We start from the raw sequence: 19,753 nt of genomic DNA, 5'->3' as shown, positions 1-19,753 counted from the left end.
CATGACTGAACTGGGCACCTATACCTTCCTGCCATGGCTGCGCCAAGGCATAGCCAACCGGATTAACGCTACCGATCTGGATCCAGCTGTCAAAACCCGAGCGTCGGTCCCCATTACCCTCAAGCTCAAGGGCGATCCCATAGAGGGCACGACTCCACTAGAGCAGGAGATTTCCCAGGATATTGAGCTTTATGGCCCTGGTGATATTGTCGGCATTGACAGCAAGGCCATTCTAAAGGTCGAACCGCGCAACTGGATCACCAATTTTGAGACGAATTTCCTTCCCCATATCGAGTTTCCCTACCCAGATTTTCCCTGGCTTTATACCCCGGCCAAACCCGATAACTCTAACAATCGGCTGCGCCCCTGGATCATGCTGGTGGTGCTGACTGAGGAAGAATTTCAGCAGGGGAGCAGTGGGAGCGAGCGCCCCCTCCCCTACCTCATTGTTGAGGATCCCTCGGTCTTTCCCCCCTCGGCGGATCTCTGGGCCTGGGCCCATGTTCATATCAACAAAAGCCTGATGGCTGGAAGTACCGATATGGTGATTGAGGCCGATGAGAATGATCCTGTACTTGCCCAGTTGCAGCAAACGCTGAAACAAAATCCAGACCTGGCCTATTCGCGGATTGTGTCGCCCCGCAAGCTGGCTCCGAATACGGCTTACCACGCATTTCTCATGCCCGTCTTTGAAACCGGACGGCTGGCTGGATTGGGGCTGGATCCGATCACGGCTCCCTACGCTACCCACTGTGCCTGGGATGCATATCCTGAAGGAGCATCCAACCCTCGGCAAGAGCCGACCCACTATCCTGTCTATTATCGCTGGTATTTCCGTACCAGCACTGCTGGTGATTTTGAGTACCTGGTGCGGTTGCTCAAGCCCAAGCCGATGGACAGCCGGGTGGGACGGCGGGACATGGATGTGCAGTTTCCCGACGCCAACCTGCCGGGCATTACTGATCCAGAACTGGGAGGGGTGTTGAAGCTCGGTGGTGCCTTGCAAATTCCCTTTGACACCCTCAAGGAGGAAGACCAGCAAGAAGTTCTGAAATACGAAAACTGGGATCAGCCCTATCCCCATCCATTTCAGTCAGAGTTGGCGGCCTTCATCAATTTGGCGGAGGGCTATAGCCGCTTGGAGGCTGAAACCGCCAATAGCGATCCCAATTTGCCTGACCCCATCAGTACTGATCCCGATCCCGATCCTCTGATTACGCCCCCGCTCTATGGACGCTGGCACGCCAAAATGCAGCGTCTGCTCACGGATGAAACGGGCAATGACTTGCCTCAAAACAGCAACTGGGTTCATGATCTCAACCTGGATCCTCGGTTTCGCGCTGCCGCTGGCTTTGGCACCGAGGTGATTAAGAAAAACCAGGAAGCCTATATGGATGCTGCCTGGGGCCAAGTTGGTGAAATTCTCAAAGCCAACCAACAGATCAAGTGGGCACAAGTTGCCAAGGAGATTTCCTGGATCTGGTACAACGATCACTTGGGGTCCCTCAAAGACACCAACCCCGATCGCTTTTTCACCCTGACGGCTCCGCTGGATCGGCGCATTCTGGTGGAGGGCACCACCCGGTTCCATGCGATGAGAACCAGCTATGTCCCCCGCACTGCGGTGGCGGCTCCCATGCGACGGATGATGCGATCGCGATCACGCCTGATCAAGAAGCTTAACTTTCCTGCCAACCGCCCGCCCGAATCCCTGGTGACGCGTCTCAACAACCGGGACGTCTTCCCGGCCCCCCCGAAAACCACGCCCCCCAGCTTACCGACTCTAGATGAACTCGCAGAAGAAATGCTACCCCAAGTACCGGGGATAATTCTAGATTTAGTGCGCCGCATCCCATCATGGCTGAGGTTTCTGATCTTGCTGCTGATCGCCTTGATAGTGGCACTGCTCTGGGGATTAGCGGGGTTAATCGTGGGGATTCTTGCCTTAATCGTCTTCTTCTATCTGAATGCCATTGGCAGACAGACCAAAGCTGCCGATAGCCTCAAGGAAGAGAATCAAACCCCCGAACGAGTAGACGATTTACCCCAAAGCCCCGACTTTGTCCTGACCCGACCGAATGAAGATGTTCGGCCCAGTCAGGGCAATGCCGATAGTGCTGAGGCTACCCGATTCAAGGCCGCCCTCAAAGATACCTACCGCCTCATTCAGGCGAGTCACCAAGTTGCTCAGGAACCACCCAAAAGTTCATTGGATCTGCCTGCTTTAACAGCGGGGACGTTTCAGGCGATCAACCCCGATGTAACCATTCCTCGGGCGACTCTGACGACAATTTTTATTCCCCCCCGGATTAAAGATGCCCTCTTCGAAATTTTTGAAGAGGCGATGGCCTATCCAGAGTTCGACATCCCCATGTACAAGCCTCTGGTGGAGATCTCAGACGAGTTGTTTCTGCCCAACCTGCAATACATTGAGCAAAATAGTATCTCCCTGCTAGAAACTAACCAGCGCTTCATCGAAGCCTACATGGTGGGACTCAATCACGAATTCGCTCGAGAACTCCTCTGGCGAGAATACCCTACCTACCAGCGGGGCAGCTATTTTCGCCAGTTTTGGGATGTGAGTAGCTTCCTGGATCGCGACAACACCGACCAGGAAGCCCTGAAAGAACGACTGCGAGACATTCCGCCTCTGCATCGGTGGTCAAGGTTTTCCAACTTGGGGGACCATGACCACCGGGAAGCACAAGGGGACAAGGAAGAAGAACTGGTCTTAGTGATTCGAGGCGAGCTATTGAAAAAGTATCCCACGGCGGTAATCTATGCCCAACGGGCAGATTGGCAGCTGACTGATGATGGTGAAATTGACAAGACCAAACCCCGGATGCTGTGTCCTCTGGCAGCGGATGAGGAGGAGAACCCTCCCCCGGATAAAATCCGCACGCCCCTCTATGAAGCCAAGGTAGATCCAGATACCTATTGCTTTGGTATTGATCTGAAAGCAGAGGAAGCCCGAGGGGAAACGGAGACGAATCCTGATTTTCCGGGTTGGTTCTTCGTGATTGAGGAACGTGGCGTAGAACCCCGCTTCGGCTTTGATATCGACCAAGATGGGGCAGGTGGAGGTACCAAGCGGTACTGGAATGACTTGTCCTGGGAGGATGTACTGCCGGGAAGTGCGGCTGGAAGTTTCGTCCGACCAACGATGACGCCTGGGGTGGCACTTGACGATACACCCCCAGCTAGTGACGAGGAAGGCCAACGGCAGCACGCAGAAGATGTGCAAGTGACCTGGACGGGTAGCGTCAGTGCCGCTGAAATGGCTTACATCATGTATCAGGTACCCGTCCGGGTTGCCGTTCACGCCTCAGAAATGTTGCCGGAGTAGGACCCATGACGCAATTCGACGACACATGCAGACAACTCCACCAAACCAGACAGCAGCAGGAGAATACCCGGTTAAACCTGTTTGTTGCCCGCGAGCAACTGGCGAAAAATCAGAGGTCACAGCAGCGGCTAGATCGATATTTCAATCCGCAAAACCCGCAGCACCAGGCTCGTCAGCGCCGGTTGCAAGCCCAACAGGCCAAAACGGAGGCCACTATCAGTCAACTGGAAAGCGGTCTGGGTGAATCTGTCAGAATGGCAGAGAGATTGACTGCCGAATTTCTGCCGTTTACCGATCCCCGCGACAATCTTCGCTTCAAAAGTACCGATTACCCTGTTTTGCTGTTTCCCCTGCGGCTCGAAACCCGCTTTAAATCGGTGGAGGTTCCAGGAGCAACCCAGGTCGAGCAGCTCTGGGTGCGGGTATATCCCGATGAATGCCTGGTGGATACCTTTGAAGCGGTGCTTTCAGAAAGTGAACTGGTCAGTGTCCAAAAGTTTTGGGTGGATTGGGCAAAAGCGGGAGGGGAGGAGGCTGAACAGCGGGGAGCGTGGCGATCGCTCGTCGCTGGCTTTGGTGCTGGACGGGCGGCCTGGTTGATTCAGCAATACCGTCCTGATCTGGGTACCCCCTTCCCGCAAAAGACAGACTTCGACGTAGTGTTGGTAATCTCCACGGAGTCTCCCTTGCCCCCTGAAGAGAAACCTGCCGTTGAAGCATTCTGGATTGCCTGGTGGCGGGCCGCGGGTGATGCCGCAGCGGAGCAGACTGCCGTTGAGACATTAGCCGCGGCGATCGGGATAGAGCAGGCGGCCGTAATGCGCACCGATTATGTCCCTGCAAACCTGGCAGATGAACCACCATCCCCCCTGACTCGGCCACAGGCGCGTGTCGCGGTCGCCTGGCTCGAATTCCCTGACCAGGAGCAGATGGCAACTCAACAACAGCCCTGGTCCCAGCCTCCCCGTGTGACAGTGCTGCCGGAGCGGTTGGTGTTGCTGGGTTATCGCAGGGGAGAGCGGGTGCTGGAGCAACTGGGCAATCCTATCTCCATGCCGTTGATTGCAGGGCCAGATCCTCTAGCGGATGAGGCCGATCAGCTACGCCTGGAGAATGGCGATGTGGTGGTCAGTGACGCCATGCGGTGGATGGTCGATTTCGATCGTGCCGTAGAGGTGGGAATGGGCTTTCGGGTCGACCTGAGCCCTGAGGATCTAAACCTGGGTTTTGATCAGCTGCTGGTACTGGGGGTGCGGCTGAGCGCCGATGCGAGTGCCGGACAAGAGATGCTTGAAACCCTATTTCAACATCACGAAACGGGGAATTCTGGCTTCAGCTTGGTGCCCCAGGGAACCCCGACAAACAATACGGAAGGGGCAGGTTCTGGCTTTTCTGAACGCGAGGATGCCGATGATACCTATGATCTGGTGTTCAAGCCAGACCCATTGACCCATGACCCGGATTTGCGATCGCGCAGGGATGGCCAGTGGCTTGCCGATTTGTTGGGCATCCGACTCAACACTTTTGATCGTACACCCTGCGCCCGGGGGCGCGACCAGTGTGAGGCCCGGGCCATGAATACGGTGTTGTGGCCGGGCACCTGGGGCTACTTGATGGAATCGATGATGGCCCCGGTTTTCGATGCCTCGACCATCGAAAAGACGCGCTGGTTCTTCACAAACTTTGTCTCGGCCCGGGGCATCCTGCCTGCGATTCGCATTGGCGACCAGCCCTATGGCATTCTTCCCACCACTGTCTTCAGCCGGGTGGTCTGGCTGCGGGAGAGACGGTGGCCCCGCCCCTTGGGAGTGCCCCATCCGGAGGGCTACCGTAACTACCTGATCGAGTTGCACCAGCTCCTGGAAACGATGCGGGTAGATTGGCAGCAGCAGCTCTCGAAGGTTTCCTATGTGGGCAAGGGCGAGGAGAGCGAGGAGAGTGACCCCCATCAGATTTTGCTGGATGTCGTGGGACTGCATCCCTCGTCAGTGGAATACTACCAGCGCTATGCCGAAAGCCTGGAGCAGCTGACTAATCGCCTGAAGTTACAGGGGGCTTGGGGACACCTGCTGGTGGCGCTGATTGCATTGGGCTATCCCCAAAGCGGCATGGATTTGCTGACCCGTCTAGGGTACGAGGATACGGCTATCCCTGAAATCCTGGAGAAATTTTTTCTGAAGCAACCCGACAAACTGTTAGGAGATCTCATCGACGATCAGCCCCTGTCGGAGATGAACCCCATCCGCGCCTACACGGAGGATGGCCGCAACTATATTCGCTGGCTGATTGATACCGCCCAGACCTCCTTTGATGCTTTGCGCAAAGAAGAGGGCTTCGCCCAGAAGCCCAGAGCCTTGCTTTATCTGATGCTCCGCTATGCCCTTGAACAAGGCTATTGGGATGCAGGACTGCGCCTGTTTCAGACGTTCGAGCTACTCTCCCCAGCACAACTGGCAACGGCTCGACTCGATCCGAGTTTCGTGCATGTCGCCGATCGCGCCTTTGAATCTTCCTTAGAACCGACTCCCAACCCGTTGGCAACCTCTGGCAAGCCCGTCCGGCTCAACCAGCGGAGTAAGAGCCGCTATGAATATCTCTACCAGACGGCCCCTACCATCACCAACAATCCCGACCTGGTGGTGGCAGACTATATTCCTCAAGTCATCAGTCAATTGCCTGCCACCCGCTACCTGTATCAGCAACTGGAGGCATTGAAGCACCTAGAGAACACGCCGACGGCCCGGTTAGAACGCCTGTTAGCGGAACATGTAGATCTATGCACCTACCGATTGGATGCCTGGCGCTGGGGACTGTTGAACTATCAGCTATTGGGCATGCGGTATGGCAATCGCCCCACGCCGCCAAGCACTCCCAGCCCCCCCGACGATGGTTCCGACGACGATATTGATGACGACATTGATGTTGAACGTCTGGCCGTTGCTGGGGACCGCTCTCCAGCGCGGCAGGGCCTCTACTTGGGGGCTTTCGGCATTGTGGAACGAGTGAAGTCAGAAAACAAACGGCTCACTCCCGTGAAGTCGGATGAGTTGGGTGAGGAACTGGACACCATCTTCAACCCTCCGGAAGCAGAAGACCTGCCCCCCCTGATGCGAGACAATACCAACGGCGGATTTATCCATGCGCCATCACTCAATCATGCGATCGCAGCTGCCATTCTCCGCAATGGCTACATTGCTAACGCCACACCAGGCAATCCCGATCTGCTGAAGGTGAACCTGTCCTCTGAGCGGGTGCGGTTAGCGTTGGGCATCATCGAAGGCATCCGCAACGGGCAAACCTTGGGAGCGCTGCTGGGGTATCAACTAGAACGGGGCCTACACGATCGCCACCCCGAGGCCGAAGTCGATCAGTTTATTTTTGAACTGCGCAAAGCCTTTCCCCTGGTGGCCGATCGATTTCGGGAGACCCGCTCGGAGGAAACCGATGCCATCCAAGCGATCGAGGCCCGCAATGTGATTAATGGCTATGCCCTGGTTAACCAGATCAAACAGTCCAACATCGAGACCTATCCCTTTGGCAAGGGAAGCCTTCCCACAACGGATATCACAGATGAACAAAAAGCCGTGATTAACACGGAGGTTGACCGAATTCTCGACGTCCACGATGCGGTCGCCGATTTGGTCATGGCAGAGGGGGTTTATCAGGCGGTACAGGGCAACTACGGACGAGTAGCATCAAACCTGGATGCCTACGCCAAAGGCACCTTTCCTCCCGAACCAGAAGTGGTGCAAACACCGCGTAGCGGCATAAACCTGACCCATCGCATGGGGCTGCACTTCGAGTCGGGGCTGAATCCGGCTATTTCGCCCAATGCCCTTGCCATTACCCCCCGCACCCATGCCGAACCCGCCGTCAATGCTTGGTTGAATCGCCTGCTGCCCGATCCTGCCACGGTGATCTGCAAAGCAACCTATCTGAATGCGGCAAACAGTACCTTGACCACAGATGAGGTGAGCCAGCAACAACTTGGGCTACAACCTTTAGATTTGCTCTACCTCGTCAATCCTGAAACGAATCAGGCCATGACTGAACTGGATGACCAGGTGGTCTATCATGTGCTGACAACCCACAATCCTCGCTGGGATGGGGATATTCAGATTCAGTATGTGCTGAAGGAACCGGGCCGCATTTCCTTCTTTGAGGTAGGGGCCATGCTGGGTAGCCTGCGCAGTTTAATTCTGAAATCGCGCCCCCTGAATGCAGCGGATGTGGCACTGCCCACGGAGACCCGACAAGAAACAGCAGAGCAAGTGCTGCTGAATGAGAATCGGCTAACCCCTCTGGTAACGCAACTGGGAGAACTGGTGTCCCATCCCAATCCGGGCACTGATGATCTGGATGCCCTGATCGCCGATCTGGATCTGTGGTTGCCTGATCCAGAAACCCACCGGAGCAACATTTTGGGGGCGATCGACAATTGGATTGATCGGGTGATGGCGCTGTTTGTCCAGGCGATGAAGTTTAGCATTCCCCAGGCAGGCATTGGGTTTACCTATGACTGGAAAAAGCAGCAGTTTGGGATACTACGAGGCAAGGTGGATGAACTTGTGGAACGATGGCAAGACCGACTCGACCGCTTCAATACCCTGCTCACCACCGACTATCCGGCAGCAACCACCGACGAGGAACGGATTAGCCTGCTGCGGCAGGCGGAAGGGCTGGTCTCGACAGAATTGACCGTGCCCCTGCCTGCAATCCCCGAAGAGTACCGAATGGCTGCCCAGGCCAAGGGCGCAACCTTCGAGGCGGAACTGAACCAGTTGCGGGCGATCCAAACTTCCTCTAATACAGCCCTATCCCAGTTGCTGACAGACATCAATGCTCGGCTGCCCCTGGATGCTTTTGATTACCAAAAGCTGGAGGTGGCGGCGGTGGAGGAAGAAATCCTGCGGTTTGCGGGGGACCTGTATGACCGAATGACTCTGCTGCGCACGGAACTGCTGCGCCGACAAACCACCGCCAACGATCAGATTTCGGCGGCCCTGAGCCTTGGAGCAGCCCCGGCACGCGTAGAAGGGTTAACCCAGGCGGCGAGAACTTTGCTGGGCGAGGATTTCAAAATCATTCCAGAATTTTCCTTATCTGAGGACCAGGCCAGCGAGTGGAACAAGGCTTGGGGCGATCGCACCCTCATCCTCTCCTATCTCACCGATCCAGAGCCTGCTGGGGTGGGACTAGATTTTCCCGTAGATGAATGGCTGTACGGCGTGGCCCGAGTCCGCGAAGATGCTGCCCACTGGGAACGGGTGATGATGCTGAGCCGTGCCTTTGGCACTGGGGAACCAGAGTTGATACCCATACAGTTGCCCTATCGTGAACATGATCGATGGCTGGCTATGCCCTATCCGCCAGATTATGAGTTTGAGGGCGATCGCCTGCTCTACACGGCTCACTACGCGATCCCATTCAATCCAGGCGCAAACCAGTGTGGGCTGCTGCTGGACGAGTGGACGGAAGTCATCTCGACGCCAGAAGAAACAACGGGCATCACCTTCAACTATGACCGGCCTAACGCCGAACCCCCACAAACGATGCTACTGGTGGCCAGCCCCCATATGGATGGGGCATGGCAGTGGAATGACCTGGTCGATGCCATCCGCGAAACCATCGAAGAAGCTCGCCTGCGTGCCGTCGAGCCAACGCAAGTAGACGACACAGCCTACGCCCGTTTCTTACCCGCGACGATTTCTGCAGTCACTTTCCATCCCCTCACCATCATGCTCAACCTGGCTCTCAATAACAACGTCTACCGTCTTATCAATACCGAAGAAGATGCCTGAATTTCCTCCAATTCAAAACATGGCAGCCGTACTCAACAAGCGGTCCTTTCCCACCATTACCCTGTGGAATCGGTTGGAGGCACGACCTCGCCGAGACACCTTCGACCTGGCATTCAAGGTTGAGGTGCGCGATGCCCTCTGGATGCTCTGCAAGCAATGGCAAATGGGAGAATTTCAGGGAGACGACGCCGGATCCCCCATCTTTGCCAAGGTGCATATGGGCACCACTCGGCTCACTAAATACCAACCCCATGGCCATGACCCACGTCCTTTTTCCGATGATGTTCCCCTTGAAGCCCAGGTCGAAAACCGCCCCATCCCCTTCACCATCGGCGAGCAGTTCATTTCCCTCAATCTTCGCTTGCTGATGGGCCGACACTGGCTCAAACTGGTCAATCAATCCATTGGCAACTTTAATGCAGATTACATTCAGCAATACCCCATTGCCGAGCCAGATCCGAACGACGCAGCAGATGCCCAAATTTGCGCCCATCCCGAGGTCTGGCAGCAGGTAACAGCAGTGGCGGGGCGCATGATGGATGGCTATGCCTTCTATCGATATCTCATGGGTGATCCAGCGCATCGAGCCTATGACAATACATCTATCCCGGTGGATAGCCGCCCTGAGGTGGATAGGCTGGCAGACAGATTCCTCAGTTGGTTTCAGCGGCAGTTTTACCAACCCGCAGAAACCCTAGGCGAAGCATGGAAACCCTCGCAATTGGAATACCAGTTTGCCTGCTCAGCTCCAGTAGCAGATGAGGAAATGGTTTACGTCGCGCAGGGATACCATCAAGGTCAGCTGGACTGGTACAACCTGGATGTGGATCCCAATCAAAGGGAACTGACCATTCCCAATCCCCCTCCTAGCTCCGATCCAGAAACCCCCGATCCAGACGCTTCAAATCCTCAAGACAGCGCCCCTACGCCACTGTCATTTATCCCCGTGCAAGTTAGCTATGATGGCATGCCCAACACTCGCTGGTGGGCGTTCGAAGACCGGAAAACCAACTTTGGCGATATTAACCCCAAAACTAGAGATCTCTCCAAACTACTCTTTATCGAGTTTGGCCTGGTCTATGCCAACGACTGGTTCCTGATTTCCTATCCCCTTTCTGTCGGTAGCATTGCCCGAGTGAAAGGTATGGCGGTAACCAATGTGTTTGGCGAGCGCATCTGGGTAGAACCCGCAGGTAGGGGTGAAGATGACGACTGGCAGCGTTGGAGTATGTTCACCATCAACACCCAAGGGCAAAACCAGGAAGCAGCCGATCTCAGCCTGCTTCTCCTGCCAACAGTACCGAAGATTCAAGAAGGGCGATCGCTTGAGGAAATTTCGCTGATCCGCGATGAAATGGCGAATATGGTGTGGGGCATTGAAACGCACATCCCATTGCCCTCAGGGGACAGTAAATCGGGGAGTGAAGCTGGATATGAACTGTATAACCACTACAAGCGCTTGCTAGGGCAGGACATCGAAGCAGGTAGGATTGTGCCTCCCCCTGAAACCTACAATGCGCCTATCCGCTATCAGGCGATGAACCGCGTACCGGAACAGTGGATTCCCTTTATCCCAGTTCACGTTGAGAACGACAATCGTCAGATTCAACTACAACGAGCATCCATGCCTCGTATTTTATCGGGGAGTCCAGACCGCCCCAAAGTCAAACCTCGCACTGTCTTGCTTCGGGAAGGTCTCGATCTTCCGGATGATCTGGAAAAACAGCGATACTTTATCTATGAAGAAGAAGTGCCTCGTGCCGGGGTCAAGGTCTCCCAAAGGTATCAACGTACACGATGGCACAGAGGAACGATTTACACCTGGTTAGGAGTTCGAAAGCAAACAGGGCGTGGAGAAGGAAATAGCGGATTAGTCTTCGATAGCCTGGTCAACGTCCCGGCAAACCAGAGAATGGTTGCCGAACCTTCGGAATAATCACCGGCGACCTAAATCACCTTACCTAACCCAGATTGAAATGACTCCAATCAATTTTCGGACACCAGACTAAGAGCAGTATCCTTAGCATAGGAGCAGGCGTTTCCCGAGGCGTTTTGGCATGCATGGGCTCCATTTCTCTCTGGCAGAGACCTTACGGCAGCGGCGGCGACGGTTGGCCGCATTCATCGATGGCCCTATAGCCCTCTGGGCCGGACAGCCTCCCAGCCGCAACTTTCCCGCCAATACCTTTCCCTTCCGGGCCAGTAGCCACTTCCTCTACTTCACCGGACTGCCCCTAGCCCAAGGCGTCATCCTCCTGCAGCAGGGGCGGCTCACCCTGTTTCTAGACGACGCCTCTCCAGAGGAGGTTCTCTGGCATGGCCCCAGCCCTGGCCGGGATGATATCGCCGTGCAGATCGGGGCCGATGCCGCCTATCCCCTGGCCGATTTGGCCCCCCGGGTGCAAGGCGCTGCCACCATTGCCGCCTGCAATCCAGCGGTATTGGCCCAGCAAGAACAGATCCTGGGTCGTCCGGTGCCGACCTCGACCCAGGCCACCGATCCTGACCGCCAGCTGGCAGCGGCCATGGTGCAGGTGCGGCTTTGCCATGACGAGGATGCGATCGCCCAGATCCGTGAGGCCGCTGCCGTCTCCGTGGCCGCCCACGAAGCAGGCATGGTGGCCACCCCCTGGGCCACCAGCGCCGCCGAGGTGCGAGCCGCCATGGAGCGGATCATCCTGGCCCACAACATGGACTGCGCCTACGCCAGCATCGTCACCCCCCACCACGGCGAGGTCTTGCATAACCAGCAGTACCACCAGCGGCTGCAGCCGGGCCATTTACTCTTGGCCGATGTCGGGGCGGAAGCCCCCTCCCGGCTGGCCTCAGACATTACTCTCACCTGGCCGGTGAGCGGGCATTTTTCCCCCACCCAGCGAGCCATCTACGATATCGTGCTGGCTGCCCACGATGCCTGCATTGCCCAAGCCGGGCCGGAGGTAGAATACCGAGACCTGCATCTCCTGGCCTGTCGTGTCCTGGCGGAGGGGCTGGTGGACCTGGGCCTATTGCGGGGCGATCCAGAGTCCCTGGTGGAGCAGGATGCTCACGCCCTGTTTTTTCCCCCACGGTGTCGGCCATCTGCTCGGCCTCGACGTCCACGACATGGAAGACCTCGGCGATCTGGCCGGTTATGCCCCAGGCCGGCAGCGGAGCCAGCGCTTTGGCCTGGCCTTTCTGCGCCTGACCGCCCCCTGCAAGCGGGCATGGCCGTTACCATCGAGCCCGGTTTCTATCAAGTGCCTGGCATTCTCAACGACCCCGCCCGGCGGCAGACCTATCGCCAGTGCGTCAACTGGGACTACCTCACCCATTTCAATGATGTGCGCGGCATTCGTATCGAAGACGATGTGCTGATTACGACCGAGGGCTGCCAGGTGTTGACGGCGGCCCTGCCCACCCAGGCTGAGGCGGTGGCGGCCATGGTCTCCAGCTGATTGAGCCCCTGGCGTCTAGCTAATCACCGATTGAACCGAACCCCAGGCGCTACTATCGTATAACCAGACGATATGGTTCAATTACCGTCCCCCGGGAGCACTCGCAATGGATAAGCAGGTTTGGCCAGGCAAATCCCACCCTTTGGGAGCCACCTGGGATGGACAGGGCACTAACTTCGCCCTGTTTTCCGAAAACGCCACCGCCGTCGAGCTGTGTCTGTTTGATGACCAGGGGCACCAGACCCGAGTCCCCCTGAAGGAAATCGACAACTATGTCTGGCACGGCTATCTGCCCCAGGTGGGACCAGGCCAGCGCTATGGCTATCGAGTCCATGGCGCCTACGCTCCCGAAGAGGGGCTGCGGTTTGACCCCAGCAAGTTGTTGCTTGACCCCTACGCCAAGGCCATTGCCGGCGACATTCAGGCCGATGCCAGTACCTTCAGCTACGCCGTGGATGAGGCGGCTGATCCAGACCGGGATCTGATGCTGCTGCCCCAAGATGATACGGCGGCGATGCCCCGCTGCGTGGTAGTCGATCCGGCCTTTGACTGGGAAGGAGATGCCTATCCCGATACCCCTTGGTATCGCACCGTGATCTACGAAACCCATGTCAAGGGGTTTACCCAGCAGCATCCCGATATCCCTGAAAATCTGCGGGGCACCTACGCCGGCTTGGCCCATCCAGCCGCCATCGAACACCTCAAGTCCATGGGGGTGACGGCGGTGGAGCTGCTGCCGGTGCATCACTTCACCGCCAATCCAGGGCACTTGGCCGAATTAGGGCTGCGCAATTACTGGGGCTACGATTCCATTGGCTACTTTGCTCCCTACTCCGGCTACAGCGCCTCCGGCATCTACGGCGATCAGGTGCGGGAGTTTAAGGGAATGGTCAAGGCCCTGCATCGGGCCGGCATTGAGGTGATCTTAGATGTGGTCTATAATCACACCGGCGAGGGGAATCACTACGGCCCCACCTTGGCCTTTCGCGGCCTGGATAACCCCGCCTACTACCGCCTGGTGGACGATGCTCCCCGCTACTACATGGACTTCACCGGCTGCGGCAATTCCCTGAATGTGCGCCATCCCCAGGTGCTAAAGCTAATCATGGATAGCCTGCGCTACTGGGTGCTGGAGATGCATGTGGATGGTTTCCGCTTTGATTTGGCCTCGGCCCTGGCCCGAGAACTCTACGAGGTGGACAGCCTGGCGGCGTTTTTCGACATCATCCACCAGGATCCGGTGTTGTCCATCACCAAATTGATCGCCGAGCCCTGGGATGTGGGGGAAGGGGGCTATCAGGTGGGTAATTTCCCCCTGTTGTGGTCGGAGTGGAACGGCAAGTACCGGGATTCCATGCGCGACTTCTGGCGGGACCAGGACTGTCGTCTGGGGGAATTTGCCTATCGCATCACCGGCAGTTCTGACCTCTACCAGGCCAATGGCAAGCAGCCCCACGCCAGCATCAACTTCATCACCGCCCACGATGGCTTTACCCTGCGGGATCTAGTCAGCTACAACGAGAAGCACAACGAGGCCAACGGCGAAGCGAACCGGGACGGGGAAAGCTACAACCGCTCCTGGAACTGTGGGGTGGAAGGGGAGACCGATGACCCGGAGGTCTTGCAGTTGCGATCGCAACTACAGCGCAACTTCCTGGCCACCCTGATGCTCTCCCAGGGCGTGCCGATGCTACTGGGGGGAGACGAGATGGGCCGTACCCAGCAGGGCAACAACAACACCTATTGCCAAGACAACCAGCTGTCCTGGTTTAACTGGACCCTCCGCCCCGATGACCAAACCCTACTGGAGTTTACCCAGCGCCTGATCCACCTGCGGCAAGAGCATCCCGTGTTTTGCCGCCGCCACTGGTTTCAGGGCCGCGAAATCCATGGTTCCGGCGTCCTCGACATCGGTTGGTATAACCCCGACGGCACCAGCGTCACCGACGAACAATGGCATGATGACGACGTCAAGGCCATCGCCGTCTTCCTCAACGGCGAAGAACTGATGAGCCCCGATTCCCGTGGAGAGCGCATCACCGACGACAGTTTCTTGATGTACTTCAATCCCCATCCGGAACCCCTGGAATTTACCATTCCCCCCTCCCTGATCCGCCAGTGCTGGCAGATGATCTTGGATACCAAAGAGCCGACAGGATTTGTCAACGGCGACCAGACTTACTGTGCCAGCCAGGCAATTCCCGTTGCCGGACGCTCCATGGTGGTGCTGCACTGTGAAAACTGCTTCGAGAGCGAGAGGGAGAATGGAGGGTGAAGAGTGAAGGGTGGATGGGTCGGTGAGTAGCGGGTGAAGGGGCCTATTCCCGTCCCTCGCCCCTCCTCCGGCCTCCGTGTCTCCGCCTTCCCCATCCTCTACCTCTACATCAACAGGGGATCTGGGATGGAACTATCGTGGGCCGAGTCGATCTTATTGGTGATCCAGAGGGACTGATAGGGCTGCAAGGTGTAAGCCGAATAGATATCTTGGAATTGATCGCCGCTGATTAGGTCATACCAGGTATCGGTGTTGAGCAGGTTGAGATCGGCCAGGCGGAGCTCCTGGGGCTGGTTGCTGAGGTTGTGGACCGAGAAGATACTCTGATCTCGGGCCATGCTCTGACGCCAGAAAGCTAGCAGCGCCTTATTAAGCGGGTGCAGGGTGTATTGGGTGGCATTGGGGTGAAAGGCCCGCTGCCGCCGGCGAATCTGAATCAGGCGGCAGAGTTCCTCGAACACGATGGCATGGGAAGAGTCAGAATCGGCCAGGGCTGCCTTCAGGGCATCGTAGTCCCACTTGTGGCGATTGATGGAGCGTTTCTGACCAGTCTCTTGCCTGCGGGCAGTATCGTTATGGGTCGCCAAGAGACTATGGATATAAAAGGCAGGAATGCCTTCCAAGGACATCATGATGGTCTGAGCACACAGGAAACGCTCGATTTGCCATTGATCAGGTCCATCGACGGTACCTTTGAGGGCATCAAATAGGGAAATATTGATCTCATAGGGAGACTCACTGCCGTCGGGATGGCGTCGCATGCTGATGTCGCCGCCGCACTGGCGCATCGTCTCCAGAAGGGTATCGTATTCATCTTGGGATAGCAGCCCCTCGGCCGGACGCAGGCCGATGCCATCGTGGGAGGCGGTGAAATTGAAGTAGGCACAGCCAATGGGCGCAGGGGGCATGCTCATCATCCAGGTTTTCAGGTGATCAGATTTGCCCTGAATCAGCGCGTGCAGCAACAGGGGCGGCAGGCTGAAGTTGTAGATCATGTGGGCTTCGTTGCGGTTGCCGAAATAGCTGAGGTTCTCTCGATTCGGCACATTGGTTTCCGTAATCAGGGCAATGCCTGGGTCGATCAGCTGCAAAATTTCCCGGAAGAGACGAATGATGTTGTGGGTTTCAGACAGATGAATACACTTGGTGCCAATTTTCTTCCAGAGAAAACCGACGGCATCGAGGCGCAGGTAGCGAGCGCCATTCTGAACGTAGAAGAGGATGATTTTCAGGTATTCCCATAGGACATCTGGATTGGCAAAGTTGACGTCGATTTGGTCGTTGCTAAAGGTAGACCAGACATACTGACGCCCCTTTTTGGTGTCGACTGGGGTCAACAGGGGCAGGCTCCGGGGGCGGACCACCTGGGAGAGATCGGTGTCTGGATCGACGGTGATGAAATAGTCACAGCCTGGTTTCTGTCCTTGCTTGAATTGCTGAAACCAACTGTGCTGACTGGATACATGGTTGACGACTAGGTCAACCATGAGATTGAAGTGATGGGCAATGTGTCGAATGTCTTCCCAATCTCCCAAGACTGGGTTGACCTGTTGGTAGTCGGTAATGGCGAAACCATCATCGGAGCTGTAGGGAAAGAAGGGAAGAATGTGGACGCCGGTGATAGTGTCTTTCAGGTAGGTATCTAGGAAATCTCCCAGGGCTGTCAGGGGGCTGCGTCCGTCTGAACTGGCGATACTATCACCGTAGGTAATCAGCAGAACGTTGTCGTGGTTCCACTTTTTCAGGTTTTCCTCTGCTGCTGAGGTTAAGTAGGGTTCGATCAGGTGAAGAATTTTGTCCAAGAGCCCAGGAATCACGGGCTCAGGATAAATCCGCTTTAGGAGGGGCTCGATATAGCTGCTGAGTTGGGTGACCTGCTGTTTGGGAACGGCAATCATGGGATTGATGTTGAACCTAATGAGTGCAAATAAACCAATACAGATAAACGAGGGCAGATAGAGGCTGACGGGTTCCCTGGGTTGCCTAGAGCTTCCATGGTTGAAAGGACAGCCAGACAACGGCGGGAAGCATCTTGCCGATAGGGAAATGCCAGGGGCGAGACACCTGGCATTTCTAAGGACACTAGATATGGATGAGCAAAATCCCTCCATACGTTGCTATAACGCTGGAGAGGAGCGAAGATTATGCACCTTGACTATCTGGATTTTGAGCAATCTAGCGAATCAAGGGTATCTCCGTCTAGACCTCAGTCCAGAGCAGATGGGACTGCTGTGGAGTGGGCGGTGGTTGGGTGATATTGATGGCTTTAACCTCTGATTAAAGCCAAGGTGCTGGCAAGATAAACCGTATCATCGGGAAATTTACGGTTCCTTGATGCACTAGCAAGGAATGGCAAGGCTTTAAACCTTTGCAAGACACCTTAGCGGCTGCGGCGGGATCAATTTGTATCAGAGGTGATTGAAATGAGAGGTGATTTTCAAAATGCCTCAACAGCCGTCAGAGCAAGGTTTTCGGAATCACTGTAAACACTCAAGCAAGGTCGCTAGAGTCTTGACGGCACTTGCCTGGCAGGCTTTTTAAGATTTTCTTTGCAAAAACACGGCCCCAAGCTACTGACCAGTCCCCATCAGGGGGGACACGGCCCGCATGCCATCCCGCCGCAGCATCATTTGTCGCTGGTCGATCACGAGCCAACCCTCGGCCTTAAAGTCCTTGAGTAGGCGGGTGACGGTGACTCGAGTAGTGCCGATGGCGGTGGCGAGTTGATGATGGGTCAGACGCACGGGAATGCGAATGCCGCTGGGTTCTACCTGGCCAAAGTCTCGGGCCAATAGGATCAACAGGTGTTTGAGGCGGTCGGCTACCAGGCGCTTGCCGGCCAAGGCTAACCAGGCTTCGGCCTGTTGCAGCCGTAAGGAGAGGTGGCGGAAGATGCCGGCCATCAGGGCCGGGGAGGCTTCCACCTCGGCAATGTCTAAGGGCAGCACATCCACATCAGTGAGGGCGGTGGCCCAATAGGGGTCCACGGTGGTGAGGCAGAGGCCGATGGGCATGGAGGGTCCGGCTAGACCCAGTAGAGTTTCGCTGCCGTCTTGTTGAATGGTGAAGAGCTGGACAACTCCCCGGCAAACGATGAGTAGCCGGTCAGTTTTGAGAGGAATGGTACGCCCGGTACTGTAGGGAGTGAGGGTGCGATCGCAATAGAGTTGCTCGAGCAGATTCACAAAAGGCTGCTGGGAAGACGTCTGAGGCAACGACCCGAAGCGAACTGTCGACTGTACAGACACATCTATTCCTCAGAGACCATCTAATCAGGTGTCATCTCAGGGGCCAAGAGGCAAGCCCGTTGGTCCTTGGCTGGTAAACAGGGCAAGGTTCCCCAGTCGTGACACGCTTAAGTGTAATCATTAACACTTGAGCTTAAGCCGGGAAGATCTCGAGGTTAAATTTTGATGAAACCTTAGTTAAGTCCTGTAATTTCACCCCATCACCCCTACCCCCTTCGGGATCGACAGCAGGTCACGCACATCGGCCACCTGACCGCTGATGGCTGCCGTGGCCACCATGGCTGGACTCATCAACAGGGTGCGGCCCGAGGCGGAGCCCTGGCGGCCCTTGAAGTTGCGATTAGAGGAGGAGGCGCTGATCTGGCGGCCCTGCAGTTTATCGGGGTTCATGGCCAGACACATAGAGCAGCCTGGCTCTCGCCATTCGAAGCCAGCAGCGGTGAAGATCTGGTCCAGGCCTTCGGCTTCGGCCTGGCACTTTACCTGTTCGGAGCCAGGGACCACGAAGGCTTTGATGCCAGCCGCCACCTGACGTCCCTTAGCCACCTGGGCCGCTTGCCGCAGATCGCTGATGCGGCCGTTGGTGCAACTGCCGATGAAGCAGACATCCACCGGCGTGCCCTGAATCGGCTGGCCCGGCTGCAGATCCATATAGCGATAGGCTTCGGCGGCGATGGGGCGATCGTCTTCCGGCAGAGCCTCCAGGGTAGGAATGGTTTCATCAACTGCGATGCCCTGGCCCGGGGTAATGCCCCAGGTGACCGTGGGGGCGATCTCGGCGGCGTCGAACACGACGACATCGTCATAGTGGGCATCGGCATCGCTGCGCAGGCTATCCCACCAGGCCACGGCCCGATCCCAATCGGCTCCTTTAGGGGCAAACTCACGCCCTTGCAGGTATTCGTAGGTGGTGGCGTCGGGATTGACATAGCCGCAGCGAGCCCCTCCCTCGATGGACATGTTGCAGAGGGTCATGCGCTCTTCCATGGCCATGGCGGCAATGGTGCTGCCGGCGTATTCGTAGGCAAAGCCGACGCCGCCTTTCACCCCCAATTTGCGGATGACATGCAAGATTACATCTTTGGCGTAGACCCCCGGGCGCAGCTCGCCGTTGACCTCGATGCGACGCACCTCGAGCTTACCCAGGGCCAGGGTTTGGCAGGCCAGTACGTCGCGTACCTGGCTGGTGCCGATGCCAAATGCGATCGCACCGAAGGCACCATGGGTAGAAGTGTGACTATCGCCACAGGCCACAGTCATACCAGGCTGGGTTAGTCCCTGTTCCGGGGCAATCACGTGAACGATGCCCTGGCGACCGGAGCCAATGCTATGGAAGGCGATGCCATGCTCCCGGCTATTACGCTCCAGGGCCTGCATCATTTCCTCAGCCAGGGAGTCGGCAAAGGGGCGAGCCTGGCTTTCTGTGGGCACGATATGATCCACCGTAGCCACGGTCCGCTCCGGAAACATGACGCTCAGGCCTCGCTCCCGCAGCATGGCAAAGGCCTGGGGGCTAGTGACTTCGTGAATCAGGTGCAGGCCGATAAACAGCTGGGTTTGCCCCGACGGCAAGGTGCCCACGCTGTGTAACTCCCAAACCTTATCGAAGAGGGTGCCGTGGCTCATGGCGACTGAAGCAGGAAATA

The 19,753-nt window shown here is 56.6% G+C and carries 9 protein-coding genes; 6 read left to right on the top strand and 3 right to left on the bottom strand.

Annotated elements, in window-relative coordinates; translation table 11 throughout:
* The first annotated feature begins 1 nt into the window (after position 1).
* The 5 genes from XM38_RS13575 (at position 2) to glgX (ending at position 14,859) form a co-directional block, all read left to right on the top strand.
* Positions 2–3,346, top strand: a complete 3,345-nt coding sequence (locus XM38_RS13575) for a hypothetical protein (protein WP_080807633.1) — start codon at positions 2–4, stop codon at positions 3,344–3,346.
* 5 nt (positions 3,347–3,351) lie between these two features.
* Positions 3,352–9,147: a hypothetical protein gene (locus XM38_RS13570; RefSeq protein ID WP_080807636.1), complete on the top strand. Its 5,796-nt coding sequence runs from the start codon at positions 3,352–3,354 to the stop codon at positions 9,145–9,147.
* Complete coding sequence (locus XM38_RS13565) at positions 9,140–11,083, top strand: hypothetical protein (RefSeq protein ID WP_080807638.1); 1,944 nt, start codon at positions 9,140–9,142, stop codon at positions 11,081–11,083. Before XM38_RS13570 ends, XM38_RS13565 begins: the two co-directional genes overlap by 8 nt.
* A gap of 121 nt (positions 11,084–11,204) precedes the next feature.
* On the top strand, positions 11,205–12,584 hold the full coding sequence (locus XM38_RS13560) for an aminopeptidase P family protein (protein WP_225889315.1): 1,380 nt from the start codon (positions 11,205–11,207) through the stop codon (positions 12,582–12,584).
* Positions 12,585–12,690: 106 nt separating this feature from the next.
* Positions 12,691–14,859 carry a glycogen debranching protein GlgX gene (gene glgX / locus XM38_RS13555; RefSeq protein WP_088430146.1) on the top strand — a complete coding sequence of 723 codons (2,169 nt, stop codon included), beginning with the start codon at positions 12,691–12,693 and terminating at the stop codon, positions 14,857–14,859.
* A 104-nt stretch (positions 14,860–14,963) separates the two neighbouring features.
* On the opposite strand, the gene XM38_RS13550 is transcribed toward glgX, so the two are convergent.
* The gene (locus XM38_RS13550; protein WP_080807641.1) at positions 14,964–16,757 is read right to left on the bottom strand and encodes an alpha-amylase family glycosyl hydrolase; all 1,794 of its coding nucleotides are present in this window, start codon (positions 16,755–16,757) and stop codon (positions 14,964–14,966) included.
* A gap of 253 nt (positions 16,758–17,010) precedes the next feature.
* Here XM38_RS13550 and XM38_RS27740 point away from each other — a divergent pair, with 253 nt between their 5' ends.
* Positions 17,011–17,136 (top strand): hypothetical protein, encoded by a 126-nt coding sequence (locus tag XM38_RS27740; protein ID WP_256995621.1) that lies wholly within the window; start codon positions 17,011–17,013, stop codon positions 17,134–17,136.
* A gap of 293 nt (positions 17,137–17,429) precedes the next feature.
* Here XM38_RS27740 and XM38_RS13545 read toward each other — a convergent pair whose 3' ends face one another.
* Together XM38_RS13545 and leuC are read right to left on the bottom strand one after the other, a co-directional pair.
* Positions 17,430–18,107, bottom strand: coding sequence for a Crp/Fnr family transcriptional regulator (locus XM38_RS13545; protein WP_256995620.1), 678 nt, complete (start codon positions 18,105–18,107; stop codon positions 17,430–17,432).
* Positions 18,108–18,299: 192 nt separating this feature from the next.
* A complete protein-coding gene (leuC, locus tag XM38_RS13540) occupies positions 18,300–19,733 on the bottom strand; it encodes a 3-isopropylmalate dehydratase large subunit (RefSeq protein WP_088430142.1) in 1,434 nt (477 codons plus the stop codon).
* Positions 19,734–19,753 lie beyond the last annotated feature (20 nt).

This window comes from Halomicronema hongdechloris C2206 (assembly GCF_002075285.3).
Lineage (GTDB): Bacteria > Cyanobacteriota > Cyanobacteriia > Phormidesmidales > Phormidesmidaceae > Halomicronema_B > Halomicronema_B hongdechloris.
The sequence above is the reverse complement of the archived record's forward strand: the minus strand, read 5'-3'. Positions and strand labels throughout refer to the sequence as shown.